Origin of the sequence: Amycolatopsis bartoniae, assembly GCF_014191255.1 — a bacterium.
In the GTDB taxonomy this organism is placed as follows: Bacteria; Actinomycetota; Actinomycetes; order Mycobacteriales; family Pseudonocardiaceae; genus Amycolatopsis_E; species Amycolatopsis_E bartoniae.
In genome coordinates this window covers 240,363-265,243 of record NZ_JACHWH010000001.1, presented here as the reverse complement: position 1 = coordinate 265,243, position 24,881 = coordinate 240,363, and the positions used below count along the sequence as shown (strand labels likewise).

Here is a 24,881-nt window from a genome sequence, read left to right as displayed (position 1 = left end):
GATGAGTGCACCCCGACTGCTCTCCAACCGCTACGAACTGGGCGACACGCTCGGCTACGGCGGCATGTCCGAGGTGCACCACGGCACCGACATCCGCCTCGGGCGCGAGGTCGCGGTGAAGATCCTCCGTGCTGACCTGGCCAGGGACCCGCAGTTCCAGGAGCGGTTCCGCCGGGAGGCGCAGAACGCCGCTGCGCTGAACCACCCGGCGATCGTCGCCGTCTACGACACGGGCGAGACGCAGACCGAGTTCGGCCCGCTGCCCTACATCGTGATGGAGTACGTCAAGGGCCGGACGCTGCGCGACATCGTCAAGACCGAGGGTCCGATGTCGCAGAAGCGGGCCATGGAGGTCATGGCCGACGTCTGCGCCGCGCTCGACTTCTCGCACCGGCACGGCATCGTGCACCGGGACGTGAAGCCGGCGAACGTGATGATCACCGACCACGGCGCGGTCAAGGTGATGGACTTCGGTATCGCGCGGGCCATGCACGACGGCCAGGCCGCGATGACGCAGACCGCCGCGGTGATCGGCACCGCCCAGTACCTCTCGCCGGAGCAGGCGCGGGGCGAGGGCGTCGACGCGCGTTCCGATGTGTACGCGGCCGGCTGCGTGTTGTACGAGCTGGTCACCGGCGAGCCGCCGTTCACCGGGGACTCGCCGGTCGCGGTGGCCTACCAGCACGTGCGGGAGGACCCGAAGGCCCCGTCGACGGTGAACCCGGCGGTGTCGGCCGAGCTGGACGCGATCGTGCTGAAGGCGCTGGCGAAGGGCCCGGCGAACCGGTACCAGTCGGCGGCGGAGATGCGGTCGGACATGGTGCGCGTGCTGTCCGGGCAGCGCCCGTCGGCGCCGATGGTGATGACCGCGGACGAGCGCACGCAGGTGCTCAACGGCGGTGGCCCGCCCGGGCACGCGGCGGAGTACGAGGAGTACGGCGAGGGTTACGCCGAGGACGACCCGGCGCGGCGCCGGCGACGGCGCACGTGGACAGCGGTGCTCTTCACCGTGCTCGGGCTGGCGCTGGTCATGTTCTTCGTGTGGCTGTCGGGCGCGTTCGACACGAAGGCCGCGACGGCGGCGGTGCCGGACGTACGCGGGCAGCAGCAGGCGGCCGCGGAGGACATGCTGCGGGCGAAGGGCTTCACCAAGATCACGCCGGTGCAGGTGTCGTGCAAGATGCTGCAGAACCAGCAGCCGGCGTGCGGCCCGGACGACGTGGGCAAGGTGCTGTCGACGGACCCGGCGGCGGGTCAGACGGTGACCACGACGACGGAGATCAAGGTCAGCGTCGGTGCGGCACCGAAGAAGGTGCAGGTGCCGAACCTGACCGGCAAGAGCGAGGACGAGGCGGCGGCCGCGCTGCAGGCGGTGGGGTTGTATCTCGACCCGAACGCGCCGCAGGTCGACGTCAGTGACCCGAACCAGTACGGCAAGGTCGTGAGGCAGAGCATCGCGGCGAACTCGACGGTGGACGAGGGCACGACGGTGACGGTGACCGTCGGCAAGACCAAGAACATGGTCCAGGTCCCCGACGAGACGGGTAAGCAGTTCGAGGATGCGCAGTCGGCGCTCACGGCGGCCGGGTTCAAGGTGTCGAAGCAGTCGCAGGCGTCGGCCGAGCCCGAGGGCAAGGTGCTGAACCAGAAGCCGAACGCGGGCCTGCAGCCCGAGGGCAGCACGGTGACGCTGTTCGTGTCGGACGGTTCGCAGGCGCAGATCACCATGCCGGACCTGACGGGTCTCACGCAGGACCAGGCGCAGGCGAAGCTGCAGCAGGCGGGCTGGGACGGTCAGCTGAACTACCAGGCGGACCGCGTGAACGACTCGGACCAGGAGGGCCTGGTGACGCGCACGTCGCCGAGCGCGGGCGTGCAGATCGCGAAGAACCAGTCGATCACGCTGTTCATCGGCGAAACGAACGGCAACGGCGGCGGAGGCAACAACAGCACGAGCCCGAGCGCCCCGACCTCGAAGACGGGCCTGCCCGGCTTCCCGTGATCGACACTGCAGGTCGTTGAGGCCAGGTCCCCGGAGCGGGACCTGGCCTCACTGCTGTCCGCGGCAGACCGCGTTCGCCGTGGCGGGGGCATGGCCGGGGCTGCGATACTGAACATATGACCGGGACAGTCGTCGACGCTCCGCACCGGCGGGTGACGCTCGCGGAGGTGCGCGCCCACCGCGAGGAGATCCACCGCATCGCCGAGAAGTACGGGGTGCTGAACGTCCGTGTGTTCGGCTCCGTCGCCCGTGACGAGGCCGACGACGACAGTGACCTGGACCTCCTGGTGGACCCCGGCCCTCAAACCAGTCTGTGGGGTCTGTCCGGTTTCGCACTGGACGTGGAGGAGTTGCTGAACGTCTTCACCCAGGTCGCCACTCCCAACGGACTGAAGTCTCGCATTCGGGACCGAGTACTCGCCGAAGCGGTTCCCCTGTGAAGCGAGCGACCCCGGAGCGGCTCCGTGACATTCTCGAAGCTGCCAACACCGCTGCACAGATCCGCCCGTCGAGCCGTCACGAATTCGACGCAGATCTCAAGGCGCAGCTCGCTCTCACGCGATTGGTCGAAATCATCGGCGAAGCCGCCAACCACGTAGCGCCCACGGTGCAGCAAGCCAATTCCGACGTGCCATGGCGAGCGATCATCGGGATGCGCCATCGCATCACGCATGGCTACTTCGAGATGGATCTGAACGCGCTGTGGCAGGTGCTGACCGTGGACCTTCCCGAAGTCCTGCCCCGTATCGAGCAGATCCTCGCCGAGATCTCAGCTGCGTCTGCGGGTCACCGCGCCGACGGCCGTTGCGCTCAGGAGGAGTAGTGCGGCGGACGTTGCGAGGGCCAGGGCGAGCGGGGCCGCCGACGCGGTGTCCGAGGTCAGTGCGCGCAGCATCGGGTTGAGCAGCGGGAGCTGCCGGACCAGCAGCACCACCACCAGGGCCACCGGGGCGATCAGCACCGTGTAGCCGATGCGCGGGACCAGCAGCCGCGAGCACGGCAGGCCGATCGCGATGCCCGTGGCCGCCCCGGCGAAATGGGCCAGCGCGCCGACGCCGAGCGCGCCCGGTGAGTTGCCGTGGAACGTGACCGTCGACCAGGCCAGCGGCAGCACCGTCAGCAGCACGCAGCAGGCGAACACCGCGCCCACGATGCCGCCGAGCACCGTCGACAGCCGCCTCGCGTGCACCCGGGTGATCAGCCGCTGCACCGGGTCCTCCGCGTCGACGAGTGCGACGGTGAGCCAGCAGGCGACCACGGTCAGCGCCCCGGCGCTCACCGCGAACTGCGGCAGGATCTGCGACCCCGGATCGGCGTACAGGATTCCCATCAGCACCGCGAACAGCAGCGACGGCGGTAGCCAGCGCTGCGAGTGCCCGAGCAGCGCGAGCTGGTATCGGATCACCGCCGGACCTCCCGCACCGACCAGCCCCGCTGCAACGCCTCCAGCAGCACCTTGTCCGCCCTGTCCGCGGGCACCGCCAGCTCCACGCGCTCCCCGTCGCGGGTCACGACGTCCGGCCAAGGCGCCTCGCCGGGGCCCCGCAGCACGATCCGCACCGTCGACTCCCCGCCCCCGCTCAACCGCCCGTCGCGCAGGCGGAAGACCTGTGTCGCGGTCGCCCGCGCGACCTTCTCGTCGTGCGCCGTGAACACCACACCCGCCCCGCGGTCCCTCGCCTCCTCGATCAGCTCGCCGAGCACGTGGTGCGCGTCGGGATCGAGGCCGGACCACGGTTCGTCGAGCACGAGCAGCTCCGGATCGGCGAGCAGTGCCTGCGCCAGCGCCACCTTCTGCGCGTTGCCCTTCGACAGGCGTCTGATAGCCGTATGGGGACCGCCTTCGAGCGCGAGCCGTTCGAGCAGCGCCTCCGCGCGCTCACTCGCGTCCGGCACGCCGGAGATCCGGCCGAGGTGCCGCAGGTACGCGAGCGCGCTCATCCGCGTCGACGCCGGAAACCGGTCCGGCACATAACCGGTCAGCGGGCTGCCGGTGACCGTGCCCGACGTGGGTTCGGAGACCCGCGCGAGGATCCGCAACAGGGTCGACTTCCCGGACCCGTTCGTGCCGACGACGCCGAGCACACCTCCCGCGGGCACCTCCAGGTCCACCCCGGACAGCACCACGCGGCCACTGCCGTAGCGCTTACCGACTCCACCGAGCCGGATCAGCGCTGTCACGCAACCGCGGCCTTCTGCAACGCCTCGACCTCGCGGACCAGCCCGTCCACCGTCGTCTCCGGCACCGGGTGCCCGGCGGACGCCATCCAGTTCGCCAGCATCCGGTGCCCGCGCTGGGTCAGCACCGACTCGGGGTGGAACTGCACGCCCTCGACCGGCAGCTCGCGGTGGCGCATGCCCATCACGACGCCCGACTCGGTGCGGGCGGTGACCTCGAACTCGGCCGGGATCGTGTCCGGCAGCACGGTCAGCGAGTGGTAGCGGGTCGCGGTGAACGGGTCGGGCAGCCCGGCCAGCACCCCGGTGCCCTCGTGCCGCACCTCGCTGGTCTTGCCGTGCAGCAGCTCGGGCGCGCGGTCGACGGTCGCGCCCCACGCGACGCCGATGGCCTGGTGCCCGAGGCACACCCCGAGCACCGGGGTTTCGGTGTCGGCACAGTGGCGCACGACGTCGATGCTCTGCCCGGCTCGCTCCGGCGTGCCCGGACCGGGTGAAACCAGCACGCCGTCGAACTCGCCGACGCGGTCCAGGTCGACGACGTCGTTGCGCCACACCGTGCAGTCGGCGCCGAGCTGCGCCAGGTACTGGACGAGGTTGTAGACGAAGCTGTCGTAGTTGTCGACCACGAGAACGCGCATGGAGCCCACCCTACTGACGTACGCGACATCACAGTGATAGTTAGGGTCACCTCACCTTACCGTGGGAACGGTGAGCCGATCTCTTCGTGTAGCGATCGTGGGCGCCGGTCCTGCCGGCATCTACGCCGCCGACATCCTCGACAAGTCCGAAGCCGAGGTCAGCGTCGATCTCTTCGAACGCATGCCGGCGCCGTTCGGCCTGATCCGCTACGGCGTGGCGCCCGACCACCCGCGCATCAAGGGCATCGTGACCGCCCTGCACAGGGTGCTCGACCGGCCCGGGATCCGCCTGCTCGGCAACATCGACTACGGCACCGACATCAAGCTCGACGACCTGCGTGAGTTCTACGACGCCGTCATCTTCGCCACCGGCGCGATGAGCGACCGCGCGCTGGAGATCCCCGGCGTCGACCTGCCGGGCAGCTACGGCGCCGCCGACTTCGTCTCCTGGTACGACGGGCACCCCGACGTGCCGCGCACCTGGCCGCTGGAGGCCACCAGCGTCGCGGTGCTCGGCGTCGGCAACGTCGCCCTCGACGTGGCCCGCATCCTCGCCAAGACCGCCGACGAGCTGCTCACCACGGACATCCCGCCGAACGTGTACGAGGGGCTGAAGGCCAGTCCGGTCACCGACGTGCACGTGTTCGGCCGCCGCGGCCCGGCGCAGGCCAAGTTCACCCCGCTGGAGCTGCGGGAGCTGGACCACTCGCCGAACGTCGAGGTCATCGTGTACCCGGAGGACATCGAGTTCGACGAGGGCTCGATGGCCGCGATCCGCGGGTCCAAGCAGGTAGACATGGTCGTGAAAACCCTGCAGGAGTGGGCGATCCGCGACCAGGGCGACCGGCCGAAGCGGCTGCACCTGCACTTCTTCCACTCGCCGACGGAGATCCTCGGCGAGGACCGGGTGACCGGGCTGCGCACCGAACGCACCGAGCTGACCGGTGACGGCAACGTCCGCGGCACCGGTGAGTTCCACGACTGGGACGTGCAGGCGGTGTACCGCGCGGTCGGCTACCTGTCCTCGCCGCTGGCGGAGGTGCCGTTCGACCACGGCACCGGCACCGTGCCCAACAAGGGCGGCCGGGTGCTCGACATCGACGAGAACCAGGTGCCGGGCGTGTACGTCACGGGCTGGATCAAGCGCGGCCCGGTGGGCCTGATCGGGCACACCAAGGGCGACGCGGCCGAGACGATCGCCAACCTGCTGGCGGACGCGGACTCGCTGCCCGCCCCGAAGCAGGACGACCCCGACGCGATCCTGAACTTCCTGGCCGAGCGGTCCGTTCCGTTCACCACCTGGGAAGGCTGGGGCAAGCTCGACGCGCACGAGCGCTCACTCGGCGAGCCGCACGGCCGCGAGCGGGTCAAGGTGGTCGAGCGCGACGAAATGGTGCGCGTCAGCCGCCAGTGACCGACACCCGGTTGAACGGCAGCAGCGGTTCCAGCCAGGGGAACACGACGAACAGCAGCAGCGCCACCACCGCCAGGACCAGGACGACCGCGAGCAGCAGCTTCGCGCCGACTGGTCCTGGCAGGTGCCGCCAGATCCACGCGTACACCTACGCCCCTCCGATCGCCTGGAGCAGTTGCGCGTAGGTCGCGCCGGGGGTCTTCGGGAACTGGTTGGTCAGCACCGCGTGCACGATCAGCCGCTGCTTGTCCGAGAACTGCGGGTGGCACGTGGTGAGCGTGAGCAGCGCGACCTGCTGCGCCGCCGGCAGCGCGTCGGCGGGCTGGTGCGGCACCGGGGCCACCACGTCGCCCTGGTCGGGGCTGACCACCTCGCGGCCGACGGTCTGCCCGTACGGGCCGCCGCCCGGCGCGTCGGTGCGCAGCGTGCTCACCTTCGCGCACTGCGGCTGCTTGCCCTTGCCCGTCGCCCAGTTCGCGAGCTCGTCGGAGTGCGGCAGCACCCGGTAGACGAAGAAGTCGGACTGGGTCTCGACAACGATCGCGTCGCACGAGCTGAGCAGGTCCAGGTCGTTGAACGGGGAGCCCTTGCCGACGCGGTGCCCGGCGACCGCGAAGTTGCCGGGCTCGCCCGGCAGCGCGGTGCCCTTGTAGTGCCCGGGACCGACTTCGAGGGCCGCGGCGTCCGTGCCCTCCTGGATCGTGAAGTGGTAGTCCGCGCCGAAGCTGGGGATGTAGAGCTTCGCGAACGCCTTGCCGTCGATCAGGTCGGAGTGCAGCTCGCGGCCCTGTGCCCAGTCCTGGTCCAGCCCGGCGGTGGCGCTGGCCTGCTTCTCCGCCGAGAACAGATCGGTCACGTACAGCTCGTAGACCACGAACAGCAGCACGACCAGACCCGCCGTGATCAGCAGTTCTCCGACCGTCCGCACGGCCCGTCCGCCGCGGCCGCGCGACTTCTCCGGCGGCGGTGCTTCCAGTATCGCCACGCACGCTCCTCTCCGGTGCCCGCTTACGTTAACGTGTGGTGGTAGAGGTGGTTGCGCGCCGAACCGCGCGCCTGTGGCGAGTTCTGTCGAGTACGCGAGGTCCCCGATGCCCAAGTCCAAGGTCCGCAAGAAGACGGCGTACACGCCGCCTGCCGATCGGCGCACGCCGGTCAAGGTCCGCGCCGCCGGGCCGTCGCACCCGGTGTACAAGATCGTCATGTTCGGGCTTATGATCGTCGGGCTCGCCTGGCTGGTGGTGAACTACATCGCCGGCGACAAGATCGGCTTCATGGCCGACCTCGGCAACTGGAACTTCGCGATCGGCTTCGCGCTGATGATCTCGGGCCTGTTGATGACCATGCGGTGGCGTTAGTACCGCAGGGTAATTACACCCCTGTGACCCATCCCCATTGTGGATAACTCCTGTGGATAACCCGGCTGCCTGGGCTCCTCGGCCCGCGCTCGTCACGGTCGGGCTCGCCGGGGCCCTCGTCGCGCTCGTCGGCGCCTTCCTCTACGACGACCGCATGGGTGACGTGTTGTTCGCGGTCGCGGCGGTGGTGCTCGCCGCGTTGTCGGCCCATGGCCTGCTCGTCCGCCCGCGGCTCGCCGCCGATGCCGCCGGGGTGCGCATCAGGACCGCGGGCGGGGTGCGGGAGTTCGGCTGGCAGGAGGCCAGCGCGGAGCTGCGCAGCACGCGCCGGTTGGGCCGCGACAGCACCACGCTGGAGATCTCCGCCGGGGAGCAGCTGTTCGTCTTCGGCTGGCTGGAGCTGGGCGCCGACCCCCGCGACGTGCTCGACGCGCTGACCGCGTTACGCACCTGAGCATTCGAGGGTCGCGCCCGACCCGGAACACGCGATGCTCGCCAGCTGCGCGTCCCGGAGGAAGAACAAGCCCACCAACGCCACCGCGACCACCGCGAAGGCGGCGGACTGCCACGCGACCCGGTTCTTCGCCGGGGCGTACACCAGCGCGGCCGTGGCCAGCGCGCCCGTGACCAGGCCGCCGAGGTGCCCGAACAGGGAGATGTTCGGCAGGGACACGGTGATGATCAGGTTCAGGACGATCGTGCCGATGGCGCCCGCGGGGTTGAGCCGCAGCCGCAGCACCACGACGAGAATGCCGCCGAGCAACCCGTAGATCGCCCCTGAGGCGCCCGCCGTGGGCTGGTCCAGCCCACTGAGCAGGTACACCAGCACACTGCCGCCGACCAGCGACAGCACGTACAGCGCGAGGTAGCGGCCCTTGCCGAGTACGACCTCCAGCTGCCTGCCGATGATCCACAGCGAGATCATGTTCACCGCGAGGTGGACGGGCCCGTAGTGCAGGAACCCGCCGGTGACCAGCCGCCACCACTCGCCGCCCGCGATGCCGGGCGGCCACAGGACCCACGCTTTGAACAGGTCCGACAGCTGGTTGTTCATCGGGTCGTGGGCCTGCACCGCCGTGAAGGCGTAGACGAGCACGTTCAGCGCGATGAGCGCCGGCGTGACGACGACGCGCTGGGACACCCGGGCGCCCGCGACGGTCCGCGCGCTCGGGTACTGCCGCCGTTGCACTTGGCCCTGCCTGCGGCCGGCCTGCACGCAGTCGATGCACTGGGCACCGACGGACGCCTCGCGGAGGCAGTCCGGGCACGCGGGCCGGCCGCAGCGGACACAGCTCAGGCCGGTCTGGCGGCTGGGGTGCCACCAGCAGCCCGGCAGGGCCGCGGGTTGGGTCTGAGGAGGCTGGGTCACAGTGCCTCCCAAGGTACCCGCGAACTCAGCGCTCGATGTCGATCTTCTCGATCACCACGTCGTTGAGCGGGCGGTCCGCCGCACCGGTCGCGGTGTTCGCGATCGTGTCGACGACGTTCTGGGACTCCTGGTCCGCCACCTCGCCGAAGATCGTGTGCTTGAAGTTCAGGTGCGTGGTGGGCGCCACCGTGATGAAGAACTGCGAGCCGTTGGTGCCGGGCCCGGCGTTCGCCATCGCGAGCAGGTAGGGACGGTTGAACTGCAGCTCCGGGTGGAACTCGTCACCGAAGCGGTAGCCCGGGCCGCCGCGGCCCGTACCCGTGGGGTCGCCGCCCTGGATCATGAAACCGGAGATGACGCGGTGGAAGATCGAGCCGTCGTAGAACGGACCCGACTTCTCGCCCTTGGCGTTGGGCTGGGTGTAGTCTTTCGAGCCTTCGGCGAGGCCCACGAAGTTCGCCACGGTCTTGGGCGCGTGATCAGGAAAGAGGTTCAGCCGGATGTCACCGTGGTTGGTGCGCAGCACGGCCTTGACCTTCGCTCCGACGAGGGATTCATTGCTCTCAGTCACGCGCCTCATCGTGCCATCCGCAGCGGGATCCGGCGGAAACGGGCAGGATAGATGTCAGGAAATCAACGGTAGACGCAACGATTGACGAGGTGAAGGCCATGACCCGAGCCGCAGACTCGGTCGGTGAGCAGGTTCGGACCGGCTTGCTGGGCCTGCGTGACCGCGCGGTGGAGGCGGGCAAGGTCGGCGCTGAGGCGACGGCACGGGCCGCTCAGGCGGCCGAGCAACTGCTCGCCGAGAACACCGAAGAGGTGCGCAAGGAAGCGCTCAAGCGTGGCCGCAAGGCGCGCAAGGAGCTCGCGAAGACGAGCGCGCAGACCCGCAAGGAGCTCGCCAAGAAGTCCGGCCAGACCCGCAAGGAACTGGCGAAGGCGAGCGCCGAGGCGCGCAAGGAGGCAGCCGCCCGGCTCGCCGAGATGCGGGCACCGGGACGCAAGGCCCGCGCGGCCGCGATCAAGGCCGCGAAGGCCGCCGGTGAGTCCAAGCGCAAGGGCAAGAAGGACTTCAAAGCCGCCAAGAAGGAGTTCCAGGCAGCGCTGGCCGAGGCGAAGTCGGCGGCCAAGGGCGAGCGCAAGCGCCGTCGCTGGCCGTGGCTGCTGGGGATCGGCCTGATCGCCGCTGCCGCCGCGTACGCGCTGCGGCCCAAGGAGGAGCCGCCGGTGGCCACCGAGCCGCCGAAGGCGACGCCGACCCCGGCGGACCCGAAGCCGGCCACCAACGGTCAGGCCACGACGCCGTCCCCGGCTCAGAAGAAGAGCTAGCGGAAAACACCGAGGCCGCCTCCGGGTACGTTCCGGAGGCGGCCTCGGTGTTTGCGGAGAACGCGGATCAGGCGGTGGCCGCGTGCTTGTCGATCAGCTGGCCGAGGCGGGGAAGCGCTTCCTCGACGTTCTTCTTGCCGTTCGGACGCAGCTTCGAGTAGACCTTCTTGATGCTGTCGCGGCTGCTGCGCTCCGCGCGCGCGTCGGTGACCTCGAGCAGCGCGTCGGCCGCCTGGTCGCCGTGGCCGGACAGGTAGGCGCCGAAGTCGCCGCCACCCTGGGCCTTGAAGTCCGCGTAGAACGGCTCGAGCTTGGCGGAGAAGTCGTCCAGCAGGCTGTCGACCGCGGAACCGATGATGCCCGGCTTGATCTTCTTGACCGCGGCGAAACCGGTCTTGATGACGGCACCGGAAACGCCGCCCTTGTCCGAGACCTCCTGGTCGACCAGGGTCTCCAGGTCGGCCACGACGGCGGGACGCCTGCTGGAGTCGAGCAGGATTTCCTTGAGGGTGTCAGCCACTGGTGTCTGTCCTTCTTCACTTCGAGGTATACGGAGTTCGCTGCGGCCCTTTGCACGCCGACCGGGTGCTGGTCCTCCCCGGCCGCAGGTGGGGGTCAGCGTAGTACAAGATCGACGAGCCACTTCAGCCACTGGGCCTTAAAGCCCGAGTGAAGAAATTGTTTGCTTCGCAACGGTTCTCGCCTTGACCGTCTGCTTCTGGTTGGTGGTGACCACGACGGCGGTGCCCGCCTTCGCCACCGCGTACACCGCGCCGCTGTCCGTGGTCTGGTAGCCGCCCTGCCAACCGGGCGGGTCCGTCGCGGGATTACTGCTGCTCACGGGCGCTGCCTTGTCGACGAGCGCGGCAGCGACAGCCGCGTCGCCGGTGTACACGCGGACGGTCAACTGAAGCTTCCCGTTGAGGGCGTAGAAGAAGCACGCAGGATGCGGTTGGTCCGAAGAGGTTTGGACCTTGGAGACGTGCTGACCGTTCGCGTCGGCGACGAAGGACGCTTCGAGGTACGGGCACGGGCCGGGTCCGGTCGGCTGCGGATCGGGCGGCGGTTGCGCGACCGTGGTAGCCGGCGGCGCGGGCGCGCTGGACGGAGCCGGGGCCGCGGGCTGCTGCGAGCAGGCTGTGGCCAGCAGTGCGAAGGCGAGCACGAGTCGGCGCATGGTCCGACACTAAATCCATGGACCATCAGTCCAGGAATTTGACATACTGTCTGAGTGAACCTCGACGACATCCGCGCCGCCGCCACCCGGATCGCCGGCGTCGCCCACCGCACTCCGGTCCTGACGTCACGCACGCTCGACGAGCGGGTCGGTGGCCAGGTGCTGCTCAAGTGCGAGAACTTCCAGCGGATCGGCGCGTTCAAGTTCCGCGGCGCGTACAACGCGCTGTCGCAGCTGACGCCCGAGCAGTTGCACCGCGGGGTGTGCGCGTACTCGTCGGGGAACCACGCGCAGGCCGTCGCGCTGAGCGCGGCGCTGCTCGGCACCAAGGCGACGATACTGATGCCGGAGGACGCACCTCAGTCCAAAGTGGACGCCGTACTCGGTTACGGCGCGGAGGTGCGCCGGTTCGACCGGTATCGCGAAGACAGGGCCGCGCTCGCCGGGCAGCTCGCGGCCGAAGCCGGGCTGACGATCATCCCGCCGTACGAGCACCCGGAAATCATGGCGGGGCAGGGCACAGCAGCGCTGGAGTTGCTGGAAGAAGCGGGCGCGGTGGACGTCCTGGTGGTGCCGATGGGCGGTGGCGGGCTGATGGCCGGCAGCGCGACGGCCGCGACGGCGCTGCAGCCCGGTATCGAAATCGTCGGCGTGGAACCCGAAGAGGGCGACGACCATCGCCGGTCCTTCGCCGCCGGGGAGCGGGTGCGGATCGACGTGCCGCACACGGTCGCGGACGGGCTCGCGGTGTCCGAGCCGGGCGAGCAGACGTTCGAGATCAACCGGAGGCTGGTGTCCGAGGTCGCGACGGTCACCGACGAGGAGATCGTCGAAGCCATGCGGTTCCTGTTCGACCGCATGAAGATCGTGGTCGAACCGAGCGGCGCGGTGGTCGTCGCGGCGTTGCTCACGGGCAAGGTCCGCGCGGCGGGCAGGCGGGTGGGTGTGATCATCTCGGGCGGCAACGTGTCGACCGAGCGGTTCGCGGAGCTGGTCAGCTGAACGAGCCCTTGGGCGGGATCGGAGCAGCCATCCGGTTTTCGTCCGTCAGCGGTTTCGCCTTGCCGCAGAAGGACTTCAGGTCCTCCCCCGCGACGCACCTCGCGGGAAACGCGGCCGACGCGACGAGCCCGGCCACCGCGGTCACGGGTAAGTCCGTTTTGGACGCCGCGAGCACGATGTTCCCGTACCGGCGGCCCCGCAGCACGCCCGGCTCCGCGAGCATCAACGCGTGCGGGAAGACCTCGGCGATCGTCGCGGCGACCCGGCGGGTGAACAAGAGGCCGGGCCCGTCGGCGATGTTCATCAGGTAGGTGCCCGAGGAGCGGAGCACGCGCGCGACCTCGGTGGCGAACTCCAGCGTGGCGACTTCGCTGGGCATGCTGAACTGCTGGAACACGTCCGCCACAACGAGATCCGCGGAGTCGTCGTGCCGCGTGGCGACTCCGGCGCGCCCGTCGGAGATGCGCACGCGCAGCTGGGGCACGCTGCGCAGGTCGAGGTGCTCGCGGACGAGTTCGATGAGCGGCCCGTCGGCGTCGAAGACGAGTTGCCGCGAGCCGGGCCTGGTGGCAGCGATGTAGCGCGGCAGGGTGCAGCCGGCGCCGCCGAGGTGCAGTGCTTCGAGCGGGCCGGAGGGTAGGCAGTCGACGACGTCGCCCATCCGCCGCACGTAGTCGAACTCGAGGTGCAACGGGTCGTCGAGGTCCACATAGGACTGCGCGACCCCCTCGACACTGACAAGCCAGCCGCCGGGCCGGTCGGCGTCGGCGAGCAGTTCCGCGGTGCCGAACCGCACCGGGTACTCGCCCGGGACGGGAGTGGATGCGTTGCGCCGCTTGCTCAAGCGCCGACAACCCCGTCGGTGCGCTCGCGCAGCAGGTCGGCGTGCCCGTTGTGCCGCGCGTACTCCTGGATCAGGTGCAGGTACAGGAAGCGCACCGAGAAGACCTGGTCGTGGTGGACGAACGTGTCGTCGAGGGAGGCGCCGTCGAGGATCTTGTCCGCGTGCTGTTGCTCCTGCACGAGCAGCTCGTACTCGGCGGCCGCGTTGGCGGGGTCGACCTCGTCGAAGTCCACGTCCGTGCCGGGGTGCAGCCGCTCGACGTCCTCGCGGGCGAACCGCTCGCGGAACCAGATGCGCTCGACCTTGGCCATGTGCCGCACGAGCCCGAGCAGGGACAAACTCGACGGCGGCACCGTCCGGCGGGCCAACTCTTCCCCACCGAGCCCGGCACACTTGTGCAGCAACACGCTGCGATGCCAAGCCAGGTACCCGGCGAGCATGGTGCGCTCATCCGCCGCGGTGGAGCCGGAGAAGATCGCCACCTCGGGGGCAGTCCACGTCATCGTCCCAGCGTAACCGGCGGTCTGTCGGTCACCGGAGGAAGTCGAGGAGCACGGGCACGATCGCGTCGGGGGTGGGTCCATGGCCCTGGCCGGTCAGCACCCGGCGTTCCGCGTGGGGCAGCGCGGCGGCGACGGCGTCCGCGGCTTCGGGCATCCCGGGAAACGTCTGGTCGCCGGAGTAGACGATGGTGGGCACGGTGACCTCGGCCCACCGCGCCCGCCAGTCCCGATCGACGTTCACGTCGTGCACGGCGGTGAAGTCGTAGACCAGCGTCGGGGCGACGGCCGTCATGAGCGGCCACGCCGGCGAATGAGTCATCCCCTCCACGGCCTCGTTCGGCAGGTTCATGACGTGCGTGAGGTTGTAGCGCATGGCCTCGTCGTACTTGCCGTCGTTGACGAACACCCGCAGCGCATCGACGTGCGCGCTGTTGTCCGCCCCGGCGAAGAAGGGGGGTTCGTAGAGGGCGAGCCTGCTGACGATGCCCGTCCTGGCGGCTTCCAGCCCGATGGTCGCACCGGACGAGCTGGTGTAGACAGCGGCGGGCGCGCCGATCTCGCGGATGATCGCGGCGAGGTCCTCGACTTCACGCTCCAGCGCCCAGGGCGCGGTGTCCCCGGAACGCCCTCGGCCGCGTCGGTCGTAGACGACGGCGGAGAACCCGGCCATCCCGACCCGGCGGGCGATTTCCGTGGTGCCCTCATCGAGGGCCCTGTACTGCGTTGCCCCGCCGACGAAGACCACGGTGGGCCCCTCGCCGTAGCGGTCGTAGTCGAGAGAGGTGCCGTCAGCGGAGAGAACTGTGCTCATGACGCTGTTGACTCCGGACGGGAGGAAAAGTCATCGGGAGATGTGGAGCTGAGGGGAATCGAACCCCTGACCTCTGCCTTGCAAAAGCAGCGCTCTACCAATTGAGCTACAGCCCCGGACGCGGGCGGGCCCGCGTGGAGTTCAGTTGTTGTGGCCGGCTCCCGCGGCGCGCGCCGGGGTGGTGCCGTTGGTGGAGACGGCGCCCAGCGGCTTGTCCGTGGGGGCCGTGGCCTCGCGCCACAGCTCGGCTTCGGCCTTGGCGTCCTTGTTGCGCTTGATGACGAACAGCACACCACCCGCGATGACCGCGAGCGCCAACAGCTTCTTCACCTGAAGCCCCTCTTCCACGTTTCCGCTGACCCCAGAATGCTACCGGACTCCGGGCATCCCGCGTCCGAGGGATGGCCCACCGGTCCTGGCCGTTCCACGTGGAACCACGGCAGCCTTGACCTTGACCTCGGGGCAGGCCGCACCGTCGACGACATGAGGAAGGTGAGCATGGAACTGCTGACCATCGGGGCCTTCGCGCGGGCTTCCCGCCTGTCGCCGAAGGCGTTGCGGCTGTACGACGAGCTCGGACTGCTGCGCCCGGTGTCCGTCGACCCCCTGTCCGGTTACCGCTTCTACGCCCCGGACCAGCTCGAACGGGCCCGGCTGGTCGCCTGGCTGCGCCGGCTCGGTATGCCGCTCGCGCGGATCCGGCTCGTCTGCGAGCTCGACGGGCAGGCCGCGGCCGACGAGATCGGGGCCTACTGGCGCGAGGTCGAGGCGGACGTGCGCGCTCGTGAGCAGCTGGCTTCCTTCCTCATGGCCCACCTGTCGAGGAAGGAAGAACCCATGCTGACCATCCGCTACGCCGTCCGCACCGACCGCGGTCTCGTCCGCGAGGACAACCAGGACGTGGCCTACGCCGGACCGAACCTGCTCGCCGTCGCCGACGGGTTCGGCAGTGCGGCCGCCAGTTCCGCCGCGATCGACGCGCTCAAGCCGCTCGACGCGAAGGTTCCCGCGGGCGACCTGCTCAACGCGCTGTCCGACGCGGTCGAGCGCGCCGGGACCGCGGTGCGCGGGCTCGACGAGAACGTCGGCACCACGCTCACCGCGCTCGTCCGTTCAGGTTCGCAGCTCGCGCTCGTGCACATCGGCGACTCCCGCGTCTACCTGCTGCGGAACGGCCGGCTGTTCCAGATCACGCAGGACCACACGCTCGTCCAGTCGATGATCGACGAGGGCCGACTGACCCCAGAGGAAGCCGCCTCGCACCCGCAACGCAGCCTGCTCGTGAAGGCGATTCACGGCAACGGCGCGGCCGAGCCCGACCTCGCACTGCGCGACGCCGAGCCCGGCGACCGCTACCTGCTCTGTTCCGACGGCCTGCACACCGCGCTCGACACCGCTGCCCTGCGCGAAGTACTGCAGGAGGTCGAAGATCCGGGCGAAACCGTGCACCGGCTCGTCGACCGGGCGAACGCCCGCGGCGGCGCGGACAACATCGCCTGCGTAGTGGCCGACGTGGCCTGACTCAGGCGCGGACCGCCTGGACGTCCAGCTGGATGTCCACAGTGGAGCCCACCACCACGAGTCCCTTGGCGAGCGTCTGCTGCCAGTTGATGGTGAAGTCCTCGCGGTGCAGCTCCGCCGTGGCGCGGGCGCCCAGGCGGTCCCCGTTCCACTGGCGCAACCCGAGGTACCCCGCGTCGAGTCGCACGCCGCGGCTCGCGCCACGCAGGTTCAGCGTGCCGTCGAGGTACCAGCGGTCGCCGGCGGCACGGGTGACGCGGTTGCTGAAGAAGTGCAGCTTCGGGTAGTTCTCGACGTCGAGGAAGTCCGCCGACCGCAGGTGCTCGTCCCGCTTCGGCGCGGCGGTGTCGATGCTCGCCGCGTCGATGACGACCTCCACCGAGGACTCCTCGACGCGCTGCGCCACGTGGATGCTGCCGCGGAAGCTGGTGAACCGCCCGTGCACCCGGGAAAGTCCGATGTGCCGTGCGACGAACCGGATCGACGTGTGGTCGGGGTCGAGCACCCACTCCCCCGGATCCGGCAGCCGCAGGCTCACGTCCGGCAGCAACTCGACCTCGCCGAGCGCGGTGTGGTCGCCGCTCACGACCTCGACGTTGTAGTCACGCTGGCGGTAACCGCCCGCCTCGATGGTCACGCCGTACACGCCGGCCGCCGCGCTGCTCACGACCAGGCCGAAGTCGTCGGCGATCGCGCGGGAGACGCGCTGGGTCCGCTTGTGTCGCAACGCCATCTCGGCGCCCGCCAGCGGGCGGCCGTTCTCGTCGCGGACGCGCGCGCTGACGAGCCCGGCTCCGGCGTCGAAGGTGACCGGTTCCCCGTGCCGGCCGTCCCTGCGGCGACCGAACATGTTCACCTCTCCCGTTGCTCGTGGGTGTCTGGAAAGGACACTAGCCACGCGCGGGTCGAGGAATCAGGTGCTCGTTAGGCAGCCCACAGCCGGTGAGGCGACAATCACCGGAACGTGTCAGCCGGGCAGCACGCCGCTGACGTAGCGCACACCGCCCATGCGCAGGCCGTCGTCCTCCGGGAGCGGAAGGTCGTGGGCGGACAACAGCTCTCGAATGGTGAGTCCGTGCAGCACCCAGCCGAGGCCGGTCAGGTAGGGAGCAGCTTCGTTGCGCTCGCCGAAGTACCGCAGCCGGACCATGTCGGTGTCGAAGTTGTGCGCACGCCAGCGTTCCGAGATTCGGTGCAGGCTTTCCTTCGTCTTGTCCTCGTCACCCGGTTGAGGGTTGGGCCTGCTTTCGGTGGCCACCCGGCTGCCCGGCGCGCTGAGTTCGGTGATGGTGTCGAGCAAGCGGTCCTGCGCCTCGGGCGGCAGGTAGCCGAGGAGACCTTCGGCGCTCCACGCGGTCGGCCGGGCGGAATCGAACCCGGCGGTGCGCAACGCGGCGGGCCAGTCGTCACGCAGGTCGACCGCCACCGCCCTCCGGTCGGCCGTGGGCTCCGCGCCCAGCTCGGCCAGGGTGCGGGTCTTGAACTCGATGACCTGGGGCTGGTCGACCTCGTACACGACGGTCCCGGCAGGCCAGGGCAGCCGGTACGCGCGGGAATCCAGCCCGGAGGCCAGGAGCACGGCCTGTGTGATGCCCGCTTTCGTCGCCTCGAGGAAGAAGTCGTCGTAGAACTTGGCGCGGACCTTCGCCACGTCGATGGCCACGCGCTCGACCAGTTCACCGGGAGGCACTTCACCGGCCGCCAGCTTGGTGAGAAGGTCGATGCCGACCGCGCGGACGAGCGGCTCGGCGAACGGATCGTCGATGAGCGAACGGTCCTCGCGGGTCGCGATCGCCCGAGCGGCCGCAGCCATGGTGGCGGTCGCGCCGACGCTGGACGCCAGGTCCCAGGTGTCCCCGTCATGCCTGGTGGAAGTCATGTTCTGCCCCAGTCTTCCGGTGAATTTCGATCATCGCTCGGCAACGAGAAAGGCCAAGGCGATGGGTCGAATCTTCGGTACCTGACGTACGCGTGGAGGTGCCGACCGTTCACCTGGTCAGGATGCGGGCAACTTCGGCTCAACGACGTCGGCCAGCCTACGCACCACAGAACAGGCATCGGCAGCCGGCGAGGTCCTGGCATAGAGTTCCACCCGCCCCGAACCGACACCGATTTCCAGCGCTCCGAGGACGCAACCCTTATCTCCATCGGTGATCTTCGAAAACTTGGCTTCATGCCCGCCAGTGGTATGCACCTCCGACGTTTGACCGGCGACGTCGTCGAGAGTGACACCGTCCTTGAGTCCTTTGGTGGGACGGACCGTTATGTCCAGCGAAATGCCGCCGACCTCGTTGGTCGAGGGCTGGCTGCACGCGGTTGCGCACCGGCACAGGCCCCCGCGCCCAGTGCGGCGGCCACAAGGACTGTGCTCAGAGCTGATCGGCGCACCCAAGTCCCCCCTTGGGTCGCGAATCGCGGCCCCGCTGTCGCCCAGAACGACGCTCAGGCCCCGCCTCCCTGCAACGGGAGACGGGGCCTGACGTGGGGTGGGCCCAGGAGGACTTGAACCTCCGACCTCTTCGTTATCAGCGAAGCGCTCTAACCGCCTGAGCTATGGGCCCCGGGAACGAGGGAAAGACTACAGGATGCCCTCTACTCCCTTTCCGACAGGGTCACTTCCAGCCCGCCGGCCAGGTCTGCCGACACGTTGTAGATGAAGGCGCTCACCGTGGCCAGCGCCGAGAGCAGGACGATGTTGATCGCGCCCAGGATGGCCGCGATGCCGAACACCCGGCCGGCGCTGATGAGCGGGTCGGACGGGGCGTCGCCGCCTTCGCCGGACACCAGGGACGAGTAGGTGCCGTTCAGCTTGTCCCACACGCCCATGCCGTCGAGGACCGTGTACAGCACGCCGACCGCGACGAGCCACACGAAGAACATCGCCACGCCCAGCACCAGGGACAGCTTCAGCACCGACCACGGGTCGAAGCGCTTCACCTGCAGGCTCGCCCGCCGGGGACCGCGGCCCGGGCGGCGTAACGCACTGGGCGTGCCCCTGCCCTTGGCCGGGGTGCCCGGCACGCTCACCGTCTCCTGCCCGCGCAACGCCGCCAGCGGGTCGTCGGACTGCTGGGCCGGGTTGCCGAACAGCCCCGGCGCCGCGCTGCCGGTGACGACCGGCCGCGCGGCGGCGGCCTGCTCCGGCTGCGGCGCGTTCTCCCCGGCCTGACCGCCCTTGGGCAGCCACTGCGTGGGGCTCTCGGCGGTGCCGTTGCCGCCGCTCTCCTTGCTCACGCGCTGCCAGGGCGGCGACGCCTTGTCGGCGGCGACCGTGGGCGGTTCCGAGTTCTCGGGCGAAGTCACTGATAATCCTTACCCGGCGTCAGGCTGCGGGGCCTGCGCTCCGGTCTCGTCTCCGTTGCCTTCACCATTACCGACGTCCGAGGGCTCGTCGGCGTTGCGTGCCACCGCGAGCAGAGTGGTGCCCTCGCCGAGGTTGATCAGGCGGACCCCCTTGGTCTGCCTGCCCGCCTTGCGCACCTGCCCCGCCGCGGTCCGGATCACCCCACCGCTGGAGGTGATGGCGTACAGCTCGTCGTCCGCGTCGACGATCAGCGCCCCCACCAGCCTGCCACGCTTGCGGTCGTGCTGGATGGTCAGCACACCCTTGCCCCCGCGGCCCTGCACCGGATAGTCCTCGATCGGCGTCCGCTTGGCGTAACCGCCGTCGGTGGCGACCAGCAGGAACTTGTCGGGCTTCACGACGTTCAGCGCGAGCAGCTCGTCACCTTCGTTGAAGCGCATGCCCAGCACACCGGACGTCGCGCGCCCCATCGGGCGCAACGCTTCGTCGGTGGCGTGGAAGCGGATCGACTGCCCCTCGGCCGACACCAGCAGCAGGTCGTCCTCCGGGCCGGCGAGCACCGCGCCGACCAGTTCGTCGCCTTCGCGCAGGTTGACGCCGATGAGGCCACCGGAGCGGTTCGAGTCGAAGTCGGTCAGCTTGGTCTTCTTGACCAGTCCCTTCTTCGTGGCGAGCACCAGGTACGGCGCCACCTCGTAGTTCGGGATCTCGATGACCTGCGCGATCTCCTCGTCCGGCTGGAACGCCAGCAGGTTCGCGACGTGCTGGCCGCGCGCCGCCCGGTTGGCTTCCGGCAGCTCGTACGCCTTCGCGCGGTAGACGCGGCCCTTGTTGGTGAAGAACAGGATCCAGTCGTGCGTGGAGCACACGAAGAAGTGCTGCACGATGTCGTCCTGCTTGAGCGCCGCGCCCTGCACGCCCTTGCCGCCGCGCTTCTGCGATCGGTACAGGTCGGTCTTGGTGCGCTTCGCGTACCCGGTGCGCGTGATGGTGACCACCACGTCCTCCACCGCGATCAGGTCTTCGACCGACACGTCGCCGTCGAACGGGATGATCTGGGTGCGCCGGTCGTCGCCGTACTTGTCGACGATCTCGGTCAGCTCGTCCTTGACGATCTGCCGCTGCCGCTCCGGCTTGTCGAGGATGTCCTTGTAGTCGGCGATCTCCAGCTCGATCTTGGCCAGCTCGTCGATGATCTTCTGACGCTCCAGCGCGGCCAGGCGGCGCAGCTGCATGTCGAGGATCGCGGTGGCCTGGATCTCGTCGATCTCCAGCAGCTCGATCAGGCCGGTGCGCGCCTCGTCGACGGTCGGCGACCGCCGGATCAGCGCGATGACCTCGTCGAGCATGTCCAGCGCCTTGACCAGACCACGCAGGATGTGGGCCCGCTCCTCGGCCTTGCGCAGCAGGAACCTCGTGCGCCGGACGATGACCTCGATCTGGTGCTTGACGTAGTGCCGCACCACCTGGTCGAGCCGCAGCGTCCGCGGCACGCCGTCGACCAGTGCCAGCATGTTGACGCCGAAGTTGTACTGCAGCTGGGTGTGCTTGTAGAGGTTGTTCAGCACGACCTTCGCGACCGCGTCCCGCTTCAGCGTGATCACGATCCGCATGCCGCGGCGGCTGTTCGACTCGTCGGCGATGTCGGCGATGCCGGTGAGCTTGCCGTCGCGCACGAGCGAGGCGATGTTCTCCACCAGGTTGTCCGGGTTGACCTGGTACGGCAGCTCGGTGACGACGAGTGTCGGGCGGCCCTTGAGGTCCTCCTCGACCTCGACGACCGCGCGCATCTTCACCGAGCCGCGGCCGGTGCGGTACGCCTCCTCGATCCCGGCCGTGCCGAGGATCAGACCCTTCGTCGGGAAGTCCGGGCCCTTGATGCGCAGCATCAGCGCGGCGAGCAGCTCGTCCTCGGTGGCGTCCGGGTTGTCCAGGCTCCAGATGACGCCGTCCGCCACCTCCCGCAGGTTGTGCGGCGGGATGTTGGTCGCCATGCCGACCGCGATGCCCGAGGTGCCGTTGACCAGCAGGTTCGGGATGCGGGCAGGCAGGACGTCCGGCTCCTGCGTGCGGCCGTCGTAGTTGTCGGAGAAGTCGACCGTGTCGTGGTCGATCTCCCGGAGCATCTCCATCGCCAGCGGCGCGAGCCGGGACTCGGTGTACCGCATGGCCGCCGCGGGGTCGTTGCCCGGCGAGCCGAAGTTGCCCTGCCCGTCGATCAGCGGGTACCGCAGCGCCCACGGCTGGGCGAGCCGCACGAGCGCGTCGTAGATCGCCGAGTCACCGTGCGGGTGGTAGTTGCCCATGACGTCGCCGACGACGCGCGAGCACTTGTTGTACCCGCGTTCGGGCCGGAAGCCCGAGTCGTACATCGAGTACAACACCCGGCGGTGCACGGGTTTGAGACCGTCGCGCACGTCCGGCAGCGCCCGCGACACGATCACGCTCATCGCGTAGTCGATGTAGGAGCGCTGCATCTCCTGCTGGATGTCGACCGGTTCGGTGCGGTCGTGCTCCGGCGGCAAGGTTTCCGTCATGAGGTCCTTCTCGTGAAAAGCTCAGGCTGGACGGTGGCGACTACACGTCGAGGAAACGGACGTCCTTGGCGTTGCGGGTGATGAACGAACGGCGTGCTTCGACGTCCTCGCCCATCAGGACGCTGAACAGCTCGTCCGCCGCGGCCGCGTCGTCGAGGGTCACCTGCAGCAGCAGGCGGTGCGCCGGGTCCATCGTGGTCTCCCACAGCTCCTCGGCGTTCATCTCGCCGAGACCCTTGTAGCGCTGGATCGCGTCGTCCTTCGGCAGCTTCCGGCCCGCCTCGGCACCCGCGGCGATCAGCCCGTCGCGCTCCTTGTCCGAGTAGGCGTACTCCGGCTCCGCCCGCGGCCACTTGATCTTGTACAGCGGCGGCTGCGCGAGGTACACGTGACCGTGCTCGATGAGCTGCGGCATGAAGCGGAACAACAGCGTCAGCAGCAGGGTGCGGATGTGCTGGCCGTCCACGTCGGCGTCGGCCATCAGCACGATCTTGTGGTACCGCAGCTTCGAGATGTCGAAGTCGTCGTGGATGCCGGTGCCCAGCGCGGTGATGAGCGACTGGACCTCGTTGTTCTTGAGCACCCGGTCGATGCGGGCCTTCTCCACGTTGATGATCTTGCCGCGGATCGGCAGGATCGCCTGGAACCGCGACTCGCGGCCCTCCTTGGCGGAGCCACCGGCGGAGTCGCCCTCGACGATGTAGAGCTCGCACTCCTCCGGGTTCGTCGACTGGCAGTCCTTGAGCTTGCCCGGCAGGCCGCCGATGTCCATCGCACCCTTGCGGCGCACCAGGTCACGGGCCCGCCGGGCCGCCATGCGGGCCTGCGCGCTGGCCACCGACTTGTTGATGATCGTCTTGGCCTCGGCCGGGTTGCGCTCGAACCAGTCGGCGAGCCACTCGTTGGTCTTGCTCTGCACGAACGACTTCGCCTCGCTGTTGCCCAGCTTGGTCTTGGTCTGGCCCTCGAACTGCGGCTCGGACAGCTTGATCGACACGATCGCGGCCAGACCCTCGCGCACGTCCTCACCGGAGAGGTTCTCGTCCTTCTCCTTGAGCAGCTTCTTGTCGCGCGCGTACGCGTTGACCACGCGGGTCAGCGCGGCGCGGAAGCCTTCTTCGTGCGTACCGCCCTCGTGGGTGTTGATCGTGTTGGCGAACGTGTGCACCGACGGGGTGTAGGAGTTGTTCCACTGCATCGCGACCTCGACCTCGAGGCCGTCACCCTTCGCGTCGAAGGAGATGACGCTGGGGTGGATGGGGTCCTTGCTGCCGTTGATGTGCTTGACGAAGTCCTCGAGACCGCCGGGGTAGTGGTAGGTGCGCTCCTTCACGCGCGCCTTGTGCCCCTCGGCGTCCTCCTCGGTCTCCTCTTCGCTGACGCGCTCGTCCCGCAGGGTGATGGACAGGCCCTTGTTGAGGAAGGCCATCTCCTGCAGCCGGCGGGCGACCGTCTCGGCGTTGTACGTCGTGGTCTCGAAGATCTCCGGGTCGGCCCAGAACGTGGTGGTGGTGCCGGTGGAGTCGGCGGGCCCGGCGTCGATGAGTTCCCCGGGCTTCGCGTGGTCGTAGTGCTGCTTCCACAGCCTGCCGTCGCGGCGGACCTCGACGTCGAGCGCCGTGGAGAGCGCGTTCACCACCGAGATGCCGACGCCGTGCAGACCACCGGACACCGCGTACGAGTCGCTGTCGAACTTGCCGCCCGCGTGCAGCACGGTGTGCACGACCTCGATGGTCGGCCGGTGCTCCTTGGGGTGCATGTCCACCGGGATGCCGCGGCCGTCGTCGGCGACGCGGACGCCGCCGTCGGCCAGCAGGGTCACGTCGACCTTGGTCGCGTACCCCGCCATCGCCTCGTCGACCGAGTTGTCGACGACCTCTTGGATAAGATGGTGCAGACCGCGCTCACCGGTCGAGCCGATGTACATGCCGGGACGCTTCCGGACGGCCTCGAGCCCCTCGAGCACGGTGATGGAGGACGCGTTGTAATCGTTCTTGGCTGCCACAGGCCTGCTTTCTCCTCGATCTCGCCCAAGGGACCCCGCTCCCTGTGTCCATTCTACTTGGCCACGTCCGCTCACATGCGGCAAGGACACCCCTGATTTCCTCACAGAGCCACTAACTCGAACCCGGACGAGTGCCGGGATGGCTCTGCGTCATACCGAGGCATCACGGCGCGTACGCCGCCTCAGCCGTACGTGTCGCGCGGGCCACGTCCCGAGACGTGCCGGGGCCCCTTGCGCCAACTGGGCGCGGTGGGCCCGTGGATGCGCATCCGCTTGACCACCCCGTGGCCCAGCGCCGCGGCGATCTTGGTGAGCAGCTGCCCCTGCAGCAACCGGAGCTGGGTGGCCCAGGCCGTCGAGCTGGCGCGGACGGTCAGCTCGCCGTCCTTGAGCGAGACCGGCTGGGCGTGCTCGGCGACCTCCTCGCCGACGAGCCGGGCCCACTGGCCGAAGACCTGGCCGTCGGTCAGCCGCTCGTTCCACCCGCGCTCACCGGCCAGGCGCTGCATCAGGCGGCCGAGCGGCTGGGGGTCGCGGGGGTCGGCGCCGGGGCCGGACCAGCGGCGGCGGCGCGGGTTCTGATTGAGTTCGCTCGCCTTGGCCCGCTTGCGCACGCCAGGCTCGACACCCCTGGCCTCGGCCTTGGCCTTCGCGGCAGCCAGAGCCTGCCGCGCCAGGTCCCGGCCGGGCCCCTGCCCGTTCGGCCCAGTTGCGGGATCACTCTGCGTGGCCGATACGCTGTCGGCCACCCCACCGTGCCCCGCCCGGGTGCCTTGATCGAACTCGTTCGGCCGCTTGCTCACCCGCGGCGATGACCCGCTCACGGTGTTATCCACACTATCCACAGACTTATCCCCAGATCGGTGGGTAAATTGTGTGGCGC

At 69.3% G+C, this 24,881-nt stretch carries 28 protein-coding genes and 2 tRNA genes; 9 read left to right on the top strand and 21 right to left on the bottom strand.

Annotation, left to right across the window (positions count from 1 at the left end):
• The first annotated feature begins 1 nt into the window (after nucleotide 1).
• The 3 genes from pknB to FHX82_RS01360 all read left to right on the top strand — a co-directional run bounded on the left by pknB (nucleotide 2) and on the right by FHX82_RS01360 (nucleotide 2,825).
• The gene (pknB, locus tag FHX82_RS01370; protein WP_145932336.1) at nucleotides 2-2,002 is read left to right on the top strand and encodes a Stk1 family PASTA domain-containing Ser/Thr kinase; all 2,001 of its coding nucleotides are present in this window, start codon (nucleotides 2-4) and stop codon (nucleotides 2,000-2,002) included.
• Between the two features lie 116 nt (nucleotides 2,003-2,118).
• Nucleotides 2,119-2,442 (top strand): nucleotidyltransferase family protein, encoded by a 324-nt coding sequence (locus FHX82_RS01365; protein WP_145932337.1) that lies wholly within the window; start codon nucleotides 2,119-2,121, stop codon nucleotides 2,440-2,442.
• Complete coding sequence (locus FHX82_RS01360; protein ID WP_145932338.1) at nucleotides 2,439-2,825, top strand: HepT-like ribonuclease domain-containing protein; 387 nt, start codon at nucleotides 2,439-2,441, stop codon at nucleotides 2,823-2,825. The genes FHX82_RS01365 and FHX82_RS01360 overlap by 4 nt, the downstream gene beginning before the upstream one ends.
• Here the strand turns inward: FHX82_RS01360 and FHX82_RS01355 are convergent.
• From FHX82_RS01355 to FHX82_RS01345, 3 genes are read right to left on the bottom strand one after another with little or no spacing between them, the layout of a single operon-like run.
• On the bottom strand, nucleotides 2,772-3,407 hold the full coding sequence (locus FHX82_RS01355) for a hypothetical protein (protein ID WP_145932339.1): 636 nt from the start codon (nucleotides 3,405-3,407) through the stop codon (nucleotides 2,772-2,774). The genes FHX82_RS01360 and FHX82_RS01355 overlap by 54 nt on opposite strands.
• Nucleotides 3,404-4,183 (bottom strand): ABC transporter ATP-binding protein, encoded by a 780-nt coding sequence (locus FHX82_RS01350; protein ID WP_229880775.1) that lies wholly within the window; start codon nucleotides 4,181-4,183, stop codon nucleotides 3,404-3,406. Before FHX82_RS01350 ends, FHX82_RS01355 begins: the two co-directional genes overlap by 4 nt.
• Nucleotides 4,180-4,821 carry an aminodeoxychorismate/anthranilate synthase component II gene (locus tag FHX82_RS01345; RefSeq protein ID WP_145932340.1) on the bottom strand — a complete coding sequence of 214 codons (642 nt, stop codon included), beginning with the start codon at nucleotides 4,819-4,821 and terminating at the stop codon, nucleotides 4,180-4,182. The genes FHX82_RS01350 and FHX82_RS01345 overlap by 4 nt, the downstream gene beginning before the upstream one ends.
• Nucleotides 4,822-4,918: 97 nt before the next feature.
• Here FHX82_RS01345 and FHX82_RS01340 point away from each other — a divergent pair, with 97 nt between their 5' ends.
• Nucleotides 4,919-6,235: an FAD-dependent oxidoreductase gene (locus tag FHX82_RS01340; protein WP_145932514.1), complete on the top strand. Its 1,317-nt coding sequence runs from the start codon at nucleotides 4,919-4,921 to the stop codon at nucleotides 6,233-6,235.
• On the opposite strand, the gene FHX82_RS01335 is transcribed toward FHX82_RS01340, so the two are convergent.
• Complete coding sequence (locus tag FHX82_RS01335) at nucleotides 6,222-6,383, bottom strand: hypothetical protein (RefSeq protein ID WP_145932341.1); 162 nt, start codon at nucleotides 6,381-6,383, stop codon at nucleotides 6,222-6,224. The genes FHX82_RS01340 and FHX82_RS01335 overlap by 14 nt on opposite strands.
• The gene (locus FHX82_RS01330; RefSeq protein ID WP_145932342.1) at nucleotides 6,384-7,220 is read right to left on the bottom strand and encodes a class E sortase; all 837 of its coding nucleotides are present in this window, start codon (nucleotides 7,218-7,220) and stop codon (nucleotides 6,384-6,386) included. It lies immediately after the preceding gene.
• Between the two features lie 106 nt (nucleotides 7,221-7,326).
• On the opposite strand from FHX82_RS01330, the gene crgA reads away from it, so the two are divergent.
• Both crgA and FHX82_RS01320 read left to right on the top strand, forming a co-directional pair.
• On the top strand, nucleotides 7,327-7,593 hold the full coding sequence (gene crgA, locus FHX82_RS01325; protein ID WP_145932343.1) for a cell division protein CrgA: 267 nt from the start codon (nucleotides 7,327-7,329) through the stop codon (nucleotides 7,591-7,593).
• A 52-nt stretch (nucleotides 7,594-7,645) separates the two neighbouring features.
• A complete protein-coding gene (locus FHX82_RS01320; RefSeq protein ID WP_229880772.1) occupies nucleotides 7,646-8,047 on the top strand; it encodes a PH domain-containing protein in 402 nt (133 codons plus the stop codon).
• On the opposite strand, the gene FHX82_RS01315 is transcribed toward FHX82_RS01320, so the two are convergent.
• Both FHX82_RS01315 and FHX82_RS01310 read right to left on the bottom strand, forming a co-directional pair.
• Nucleotides 8,036-8,962: a rhomboid family intramembrane serine protease gene (locus FHX82_RS01315; protein WP_145932344.1), complete on the bottom strand. Its 927-nt coding sequence runs from the start codon at nucleotides 8,960-8,962 to the stop codon at nucleotides 8,036-8,038. The two genes, FHX82_RS01320 and FHX82_RS01315, sit on opposite strands and share 12 nt — an antisense overlap.
• Nucleotides 8,963-8,987: 25 nt before the next feature.
• Nucleotides 8,988-9,542, bottom strand: a complete 555-nt coding sequence (locus tag FHX82_RS01310) for a peptidylprolyl isomerase (protein WP_145932345.1) — start codon at nucleotides 9,540-9,542, stop codon at nucleotides 8,988-8,990.
• 89 nt (nucleotides 9,543-9,631) lie between these two features.
• Between FHX82_RS01310 and FHX82_RS01305 the strand changes: the two genes are divergently transcribed.
• Nucleotides 9,632-10,294 (top strand): hypothetical protein, encoded by a 663-nt coding sequence (locus tag FHX82_RS01305; protein ID WP_145932346.1) that lies wholly within the window; start codon nucleotides 9,632-9,634, stop codon nucleotides 10,292-10,294.
• Nucleotides 10,295-10,361: 67 nt separating this feature from the next.
• Here the strand turns inward: FHX82_RS01305 and FHX82_RS01300 are convergent, their stop codons facing one another.
• Together FHX82_RS01300 and FHX82_RS01295 are read right to left on the bottom strand one after the other, a co-directional pair.
• Nucleotides 10,362-10,814, bottom strand: coding sequence for a DUF6918 family protein (locus tag FHX82_RS01300; RefSeq protein WP_145932347.1), 453 nt, complete (start codon nucleotides 10,812-10,814; stop codon nucleotides 10,362-10,364).
• Nucleotides 10,815-10,952: 138 nt separating this feature from the next.
• Nucleotides 10,953-11,471: a DUF2020 domain-containing protein gene (locus FHX82_RS01295; protein ID WP_145932348.1), complete on the bottom strand. Its 519-nt coding sequence runs from the start codon at nucleotides 11,469-11,471 to the stop codon at nucleotides 10,953-10,955.
• A gap of 54 nt (nucleotides 11,472-11,525) precedes the next feature.
• Between FHX82_RS01295 and FHX82_RS01290 the strand changes: the two genes are divergently transcribed.
• Nucleotides 11,526-12,473, top strand: a complete 948-nt coding sequence (locus tag FHX82_RS01290; protein ID WP_145932349.1) for a threo-3-hydroxy-L-aspartate ammonia-lyase — start codon at nucleotides 11,526-11,528, stop codon at nucleotides 12,471-12,473.
• Here FHX82_RS01290 and FHX82_RS01285 read toward each other — a convergent pair.
• The 5 genes from FHX82_RS01285 to FHX82_RS01265 all read right to left on the bottom strand — a co-directional run bounded on the left by FHX82_RS01285 (nucleotide 12,466) and on the right by FHX82_RS01265 (nucleotide 14,961).
• Nucleotides 12,466-13,317, bottom strand: coding sequence for a spermidine synthase (locus tag FHX82_RS01285; RefSeq protein WP_145932350.1), 852 nt, complete (start codon nucleotides 13,315-13,317; stop codon nucleotides 12,466-12,468). The genes FHX82_RS01290 and FHX82_RS01285 overlap by 8 nt on opposite strands.
• The gene (locus FHX82_RS01280) at nucleotides 13,314-13,820 is read right to left on the bottom strand and encodes a DinB family protein (protein ID WP_145932351.1); all 507 of its coding nucleotides are present in this window, start codon (nucleotides 13,818-13,820) and stop codon (nucleotides 13,314-13,316) included. The genes FHX82_RS01285 and FHX82_RS01280 overlap by 4 nt, the downstream gene beginning before the upstream one ends.
• Before the next feature lie 28 nt (nucleotides 13,821-13,848).
• Nucleotides 13,849-14,631, bottom strand: a complete 783-nt coding sequence (locus FHX82_RS01275) for an alpha/beta fold hydrolase (RefSeq protein WP_145932352.1) — start codon at nucleotides 14,629-14,631, stop codon at nucleotides 13,849-13,851.
• A gap of 43 nt (nucleotides 14,632-14,674) precedes the next feature.
• A tRNA-Ala gene (locus FHX82_RS01270) sits at nucleotides 14,675-14,747 on the bottom strand.
• Between the two features lie 25 nt (nucleotides 14,748-14,772).
• Complete coding sequence (locus tag FHX82_RS01265) at nucleotides 14,773-14,961, bottom strand: DLW-39 family protein (RefSeq protein WP_145932353.1); 189 nt, start codon at nucleotides 14,959-14,961, stop codon at nucleotides 14,773-14,775.
• Between the two features lie 153 nt (nucleotides 14,962-15,114).
• Between FHX82_RS01265 and FHX82_RS01260 the strand changes: the two genes are divergently transcribed.
• The gene (locus FHX82_RS01260; RefSeq protein ID WP_308431584.1) at nucleotides 15,115-16,152 is read left to right on the top strand and encodes a MerR family transcriptional regulator; all 1,038 of its coding nucleotides are present in this window, start codon (nucleotides 15,115-15,117) and stop codon (nucleotides 16,150-16,152) included.
• 1 nt (nucleotide 16,153) lies between these two features.
• Here the strand turns inward: FHX82_RS01260 and FHX82_RS01255 are convergent, their stop codons facing one another.
• From FHX82_RS01255 to FHX82_RS01225, 7 genes are all read right to left on the bottom strand, one after another.
• Nucleotides 16,154-17,002: a YceI family protein gene (locus FHX82_RS01255; RefSeq protein WP_145932354.1), complete on the bottom strand. Its 849-nt coding sequence runs from the start codon at nucleotides 17,000-17,002 to the stop codon at nucleotides 16,154-16,156.
• A gap of 117 nt (nucleotides 17,003-17,119) precedes the next feature.
• On the bottom strand, nucleotides 17,120-18,031 hold the full coding sequence (locus FHX82_RS01250) for a class I SAM-dependent methyltransferase (RefSeq protein ID WP_145932355.1): 912 nt from the start codon (nucleotides 18,029-18,031) through the stop codon (nucleotides 17,120-17,122).
• Nucleotides 18,032-18,639: 608 nt separating this feature from the next.
• Nucleotides 18,640-18,713: transfer RNA gene (locus tag FHX82_RS01245), tRNA-Ile, on the bottom strand.
• Nucleotides 18,714-18,744: 31 nt separating this feature from the next.
• Nucleotides 18,745-19,455, bottom strand: a complete 711-nt coding sequence (locus tag FHX82_RS36495; RefSeq protein ID WP_145932356.1) for a DUF3566 domain-containing protein — start codon at nucleotides 19,453-19,455, stop codon at nucleotides 18,745-18,747.
• A 9-nt stretch (nucleotides 19,456-19,464) separates the two neighbouring features.
• Nucleotides 19,465-21,993 (bottom strand): DNA gyrase subunit A, encoded by a 2,529-nt coding sequence (gyrA, locus tag FHX82_RS01235; RefSeq protein WP_145932357.1) that lies wholly within the window; start codon nucleotides 21,991-21,993, stop codon nucleotides 19,465-19,467.
• A 40-nt stretch (nucleotides 21,994-22,033) separates the two neighbouring features.
• On the bottom strand, nucleotides 22,034-23,998 hold the full coding sequence (gene gyrB / locus FHX82_RS01230; RefSeq protein WP_145932358.1) for a DNA topoisomerase (ATP-hydrolyzing) subunit B: 1,965 nt from the start codon (nucleotides 23,996-23,998) through the stop codon (nucleotides 22,034-22,036).
• A 182-nt stretch (nucleotides 23,999-24,180) separates the two neighbouring features.
• The gene (locus FHX82_RS01225) at nucleotides 24,181-24,747 is read right to left on the bottom strand and encodes a DciA family protein (protein WP_145932359.1); all 567 of its coding nucleotides are present in this window, start codon (nucleotides 24,745-24,747) and stop codon (nucleotides 24,181-24,183) included.
• Between the last annotated feature and the right edge of the window lie 134 nt (nucleotides 24,748-24,881).

Excerpts from the sequence above, each read along its gene's own strand:
- pknB (WP_145932336.1), top strand. The coding sequence starts at position 2 with ATGAGTGCACCCCGACTGCTCTCCAACCGCTACGAACTGGGCGACACG.
- FHX82_RS01365 (WP_145932337.1), top strand. The coding sequence starts at position 2,119 with ATGACCGGGACAGTCGTCGACGCTCCGCACCGGCGGGTGACGCTCGCG.
- FHX82_RS01345 (WP_145932340.1), bottom strand. The coding sequence starts at position 4,821 with ATGCGCGTTCTCGTGGTCGACAACTACGACAGCTTCGTCTACAACCTC.
- crgA (WP_145932343.1), top strand. The coding sequence starts at position 7,327 with ATGCCCAAGTCCAAGGTCCGCAAGAAGACGGCGTACACGCCGCCTGCC.
- FHX82_RS01310 (WP_145932345.1), bottom strand. The coding sequence starts at position 9,542 with ATGAGGCGCGTGACTGAGAGCAATGAATCCCTCGTCGGAGCGAAGGTC.
- FHX82_RS01305 (WP_145932346.1), top strand. The coding sequence starts at position 9,632 with ATGACCCGAGCCGCAGACTCGGTCGGTGAGCAGGTTCGGACCGGCTTG.
- FHX82_RS01295 (WP_145932348.1), bottom strand. The coding sequence starts at position 11,471 with ATGCGCCGACTCGTGCTCGCCTTCGCACTGCTGGCCACAGCCTGCTCG.
- FHX82_RS01280 (WP_145932351.1), bottom strand. The coding sequence starts at position 13,820 with ATGACGTGGACTGCCCCCGAGGTGGCGATCTTCTCCGGCTCCACCGCG.
- FHX82_RS01275 (WP_145932352.1), bottom strand. The coding sequence starts at position 14,631 with ATGAGCACAGTTCTCTCCGCTGACGGCACCTCTCTCGACTACGACCGC.
- FHX82_RS01260 (WP_308431584.1), top strand. The coding sequence starts at position 15,115 with ATGAGGAAGGTGAGCATGGAACTGCTGACCATCGGGGCCTTCGCGCGG.
- FHX82_RS01255 (WP_145932354.1), bottom strand. The coding sequence starts at position 17,002 with ATGTTCGGTCGCCGCAGGGACGGCCGGCACGGGGAACCGGTCACCTTC.
- FHX82_RS01250 (WP_145932355.1), bottom strand. The coding sequence starts at position 18,031 with ATGACTTCCACCAGGCATGACGGGGACACCTGGGACCTGGCGTCCAGC.
- gyrA (WP_145932357.1), bottom strand. The coding sequence starts at position 21,993 with ATGACGGAAACCTTGCCGCCGGAGCACGACCGCACCGAACCGGTCGAC.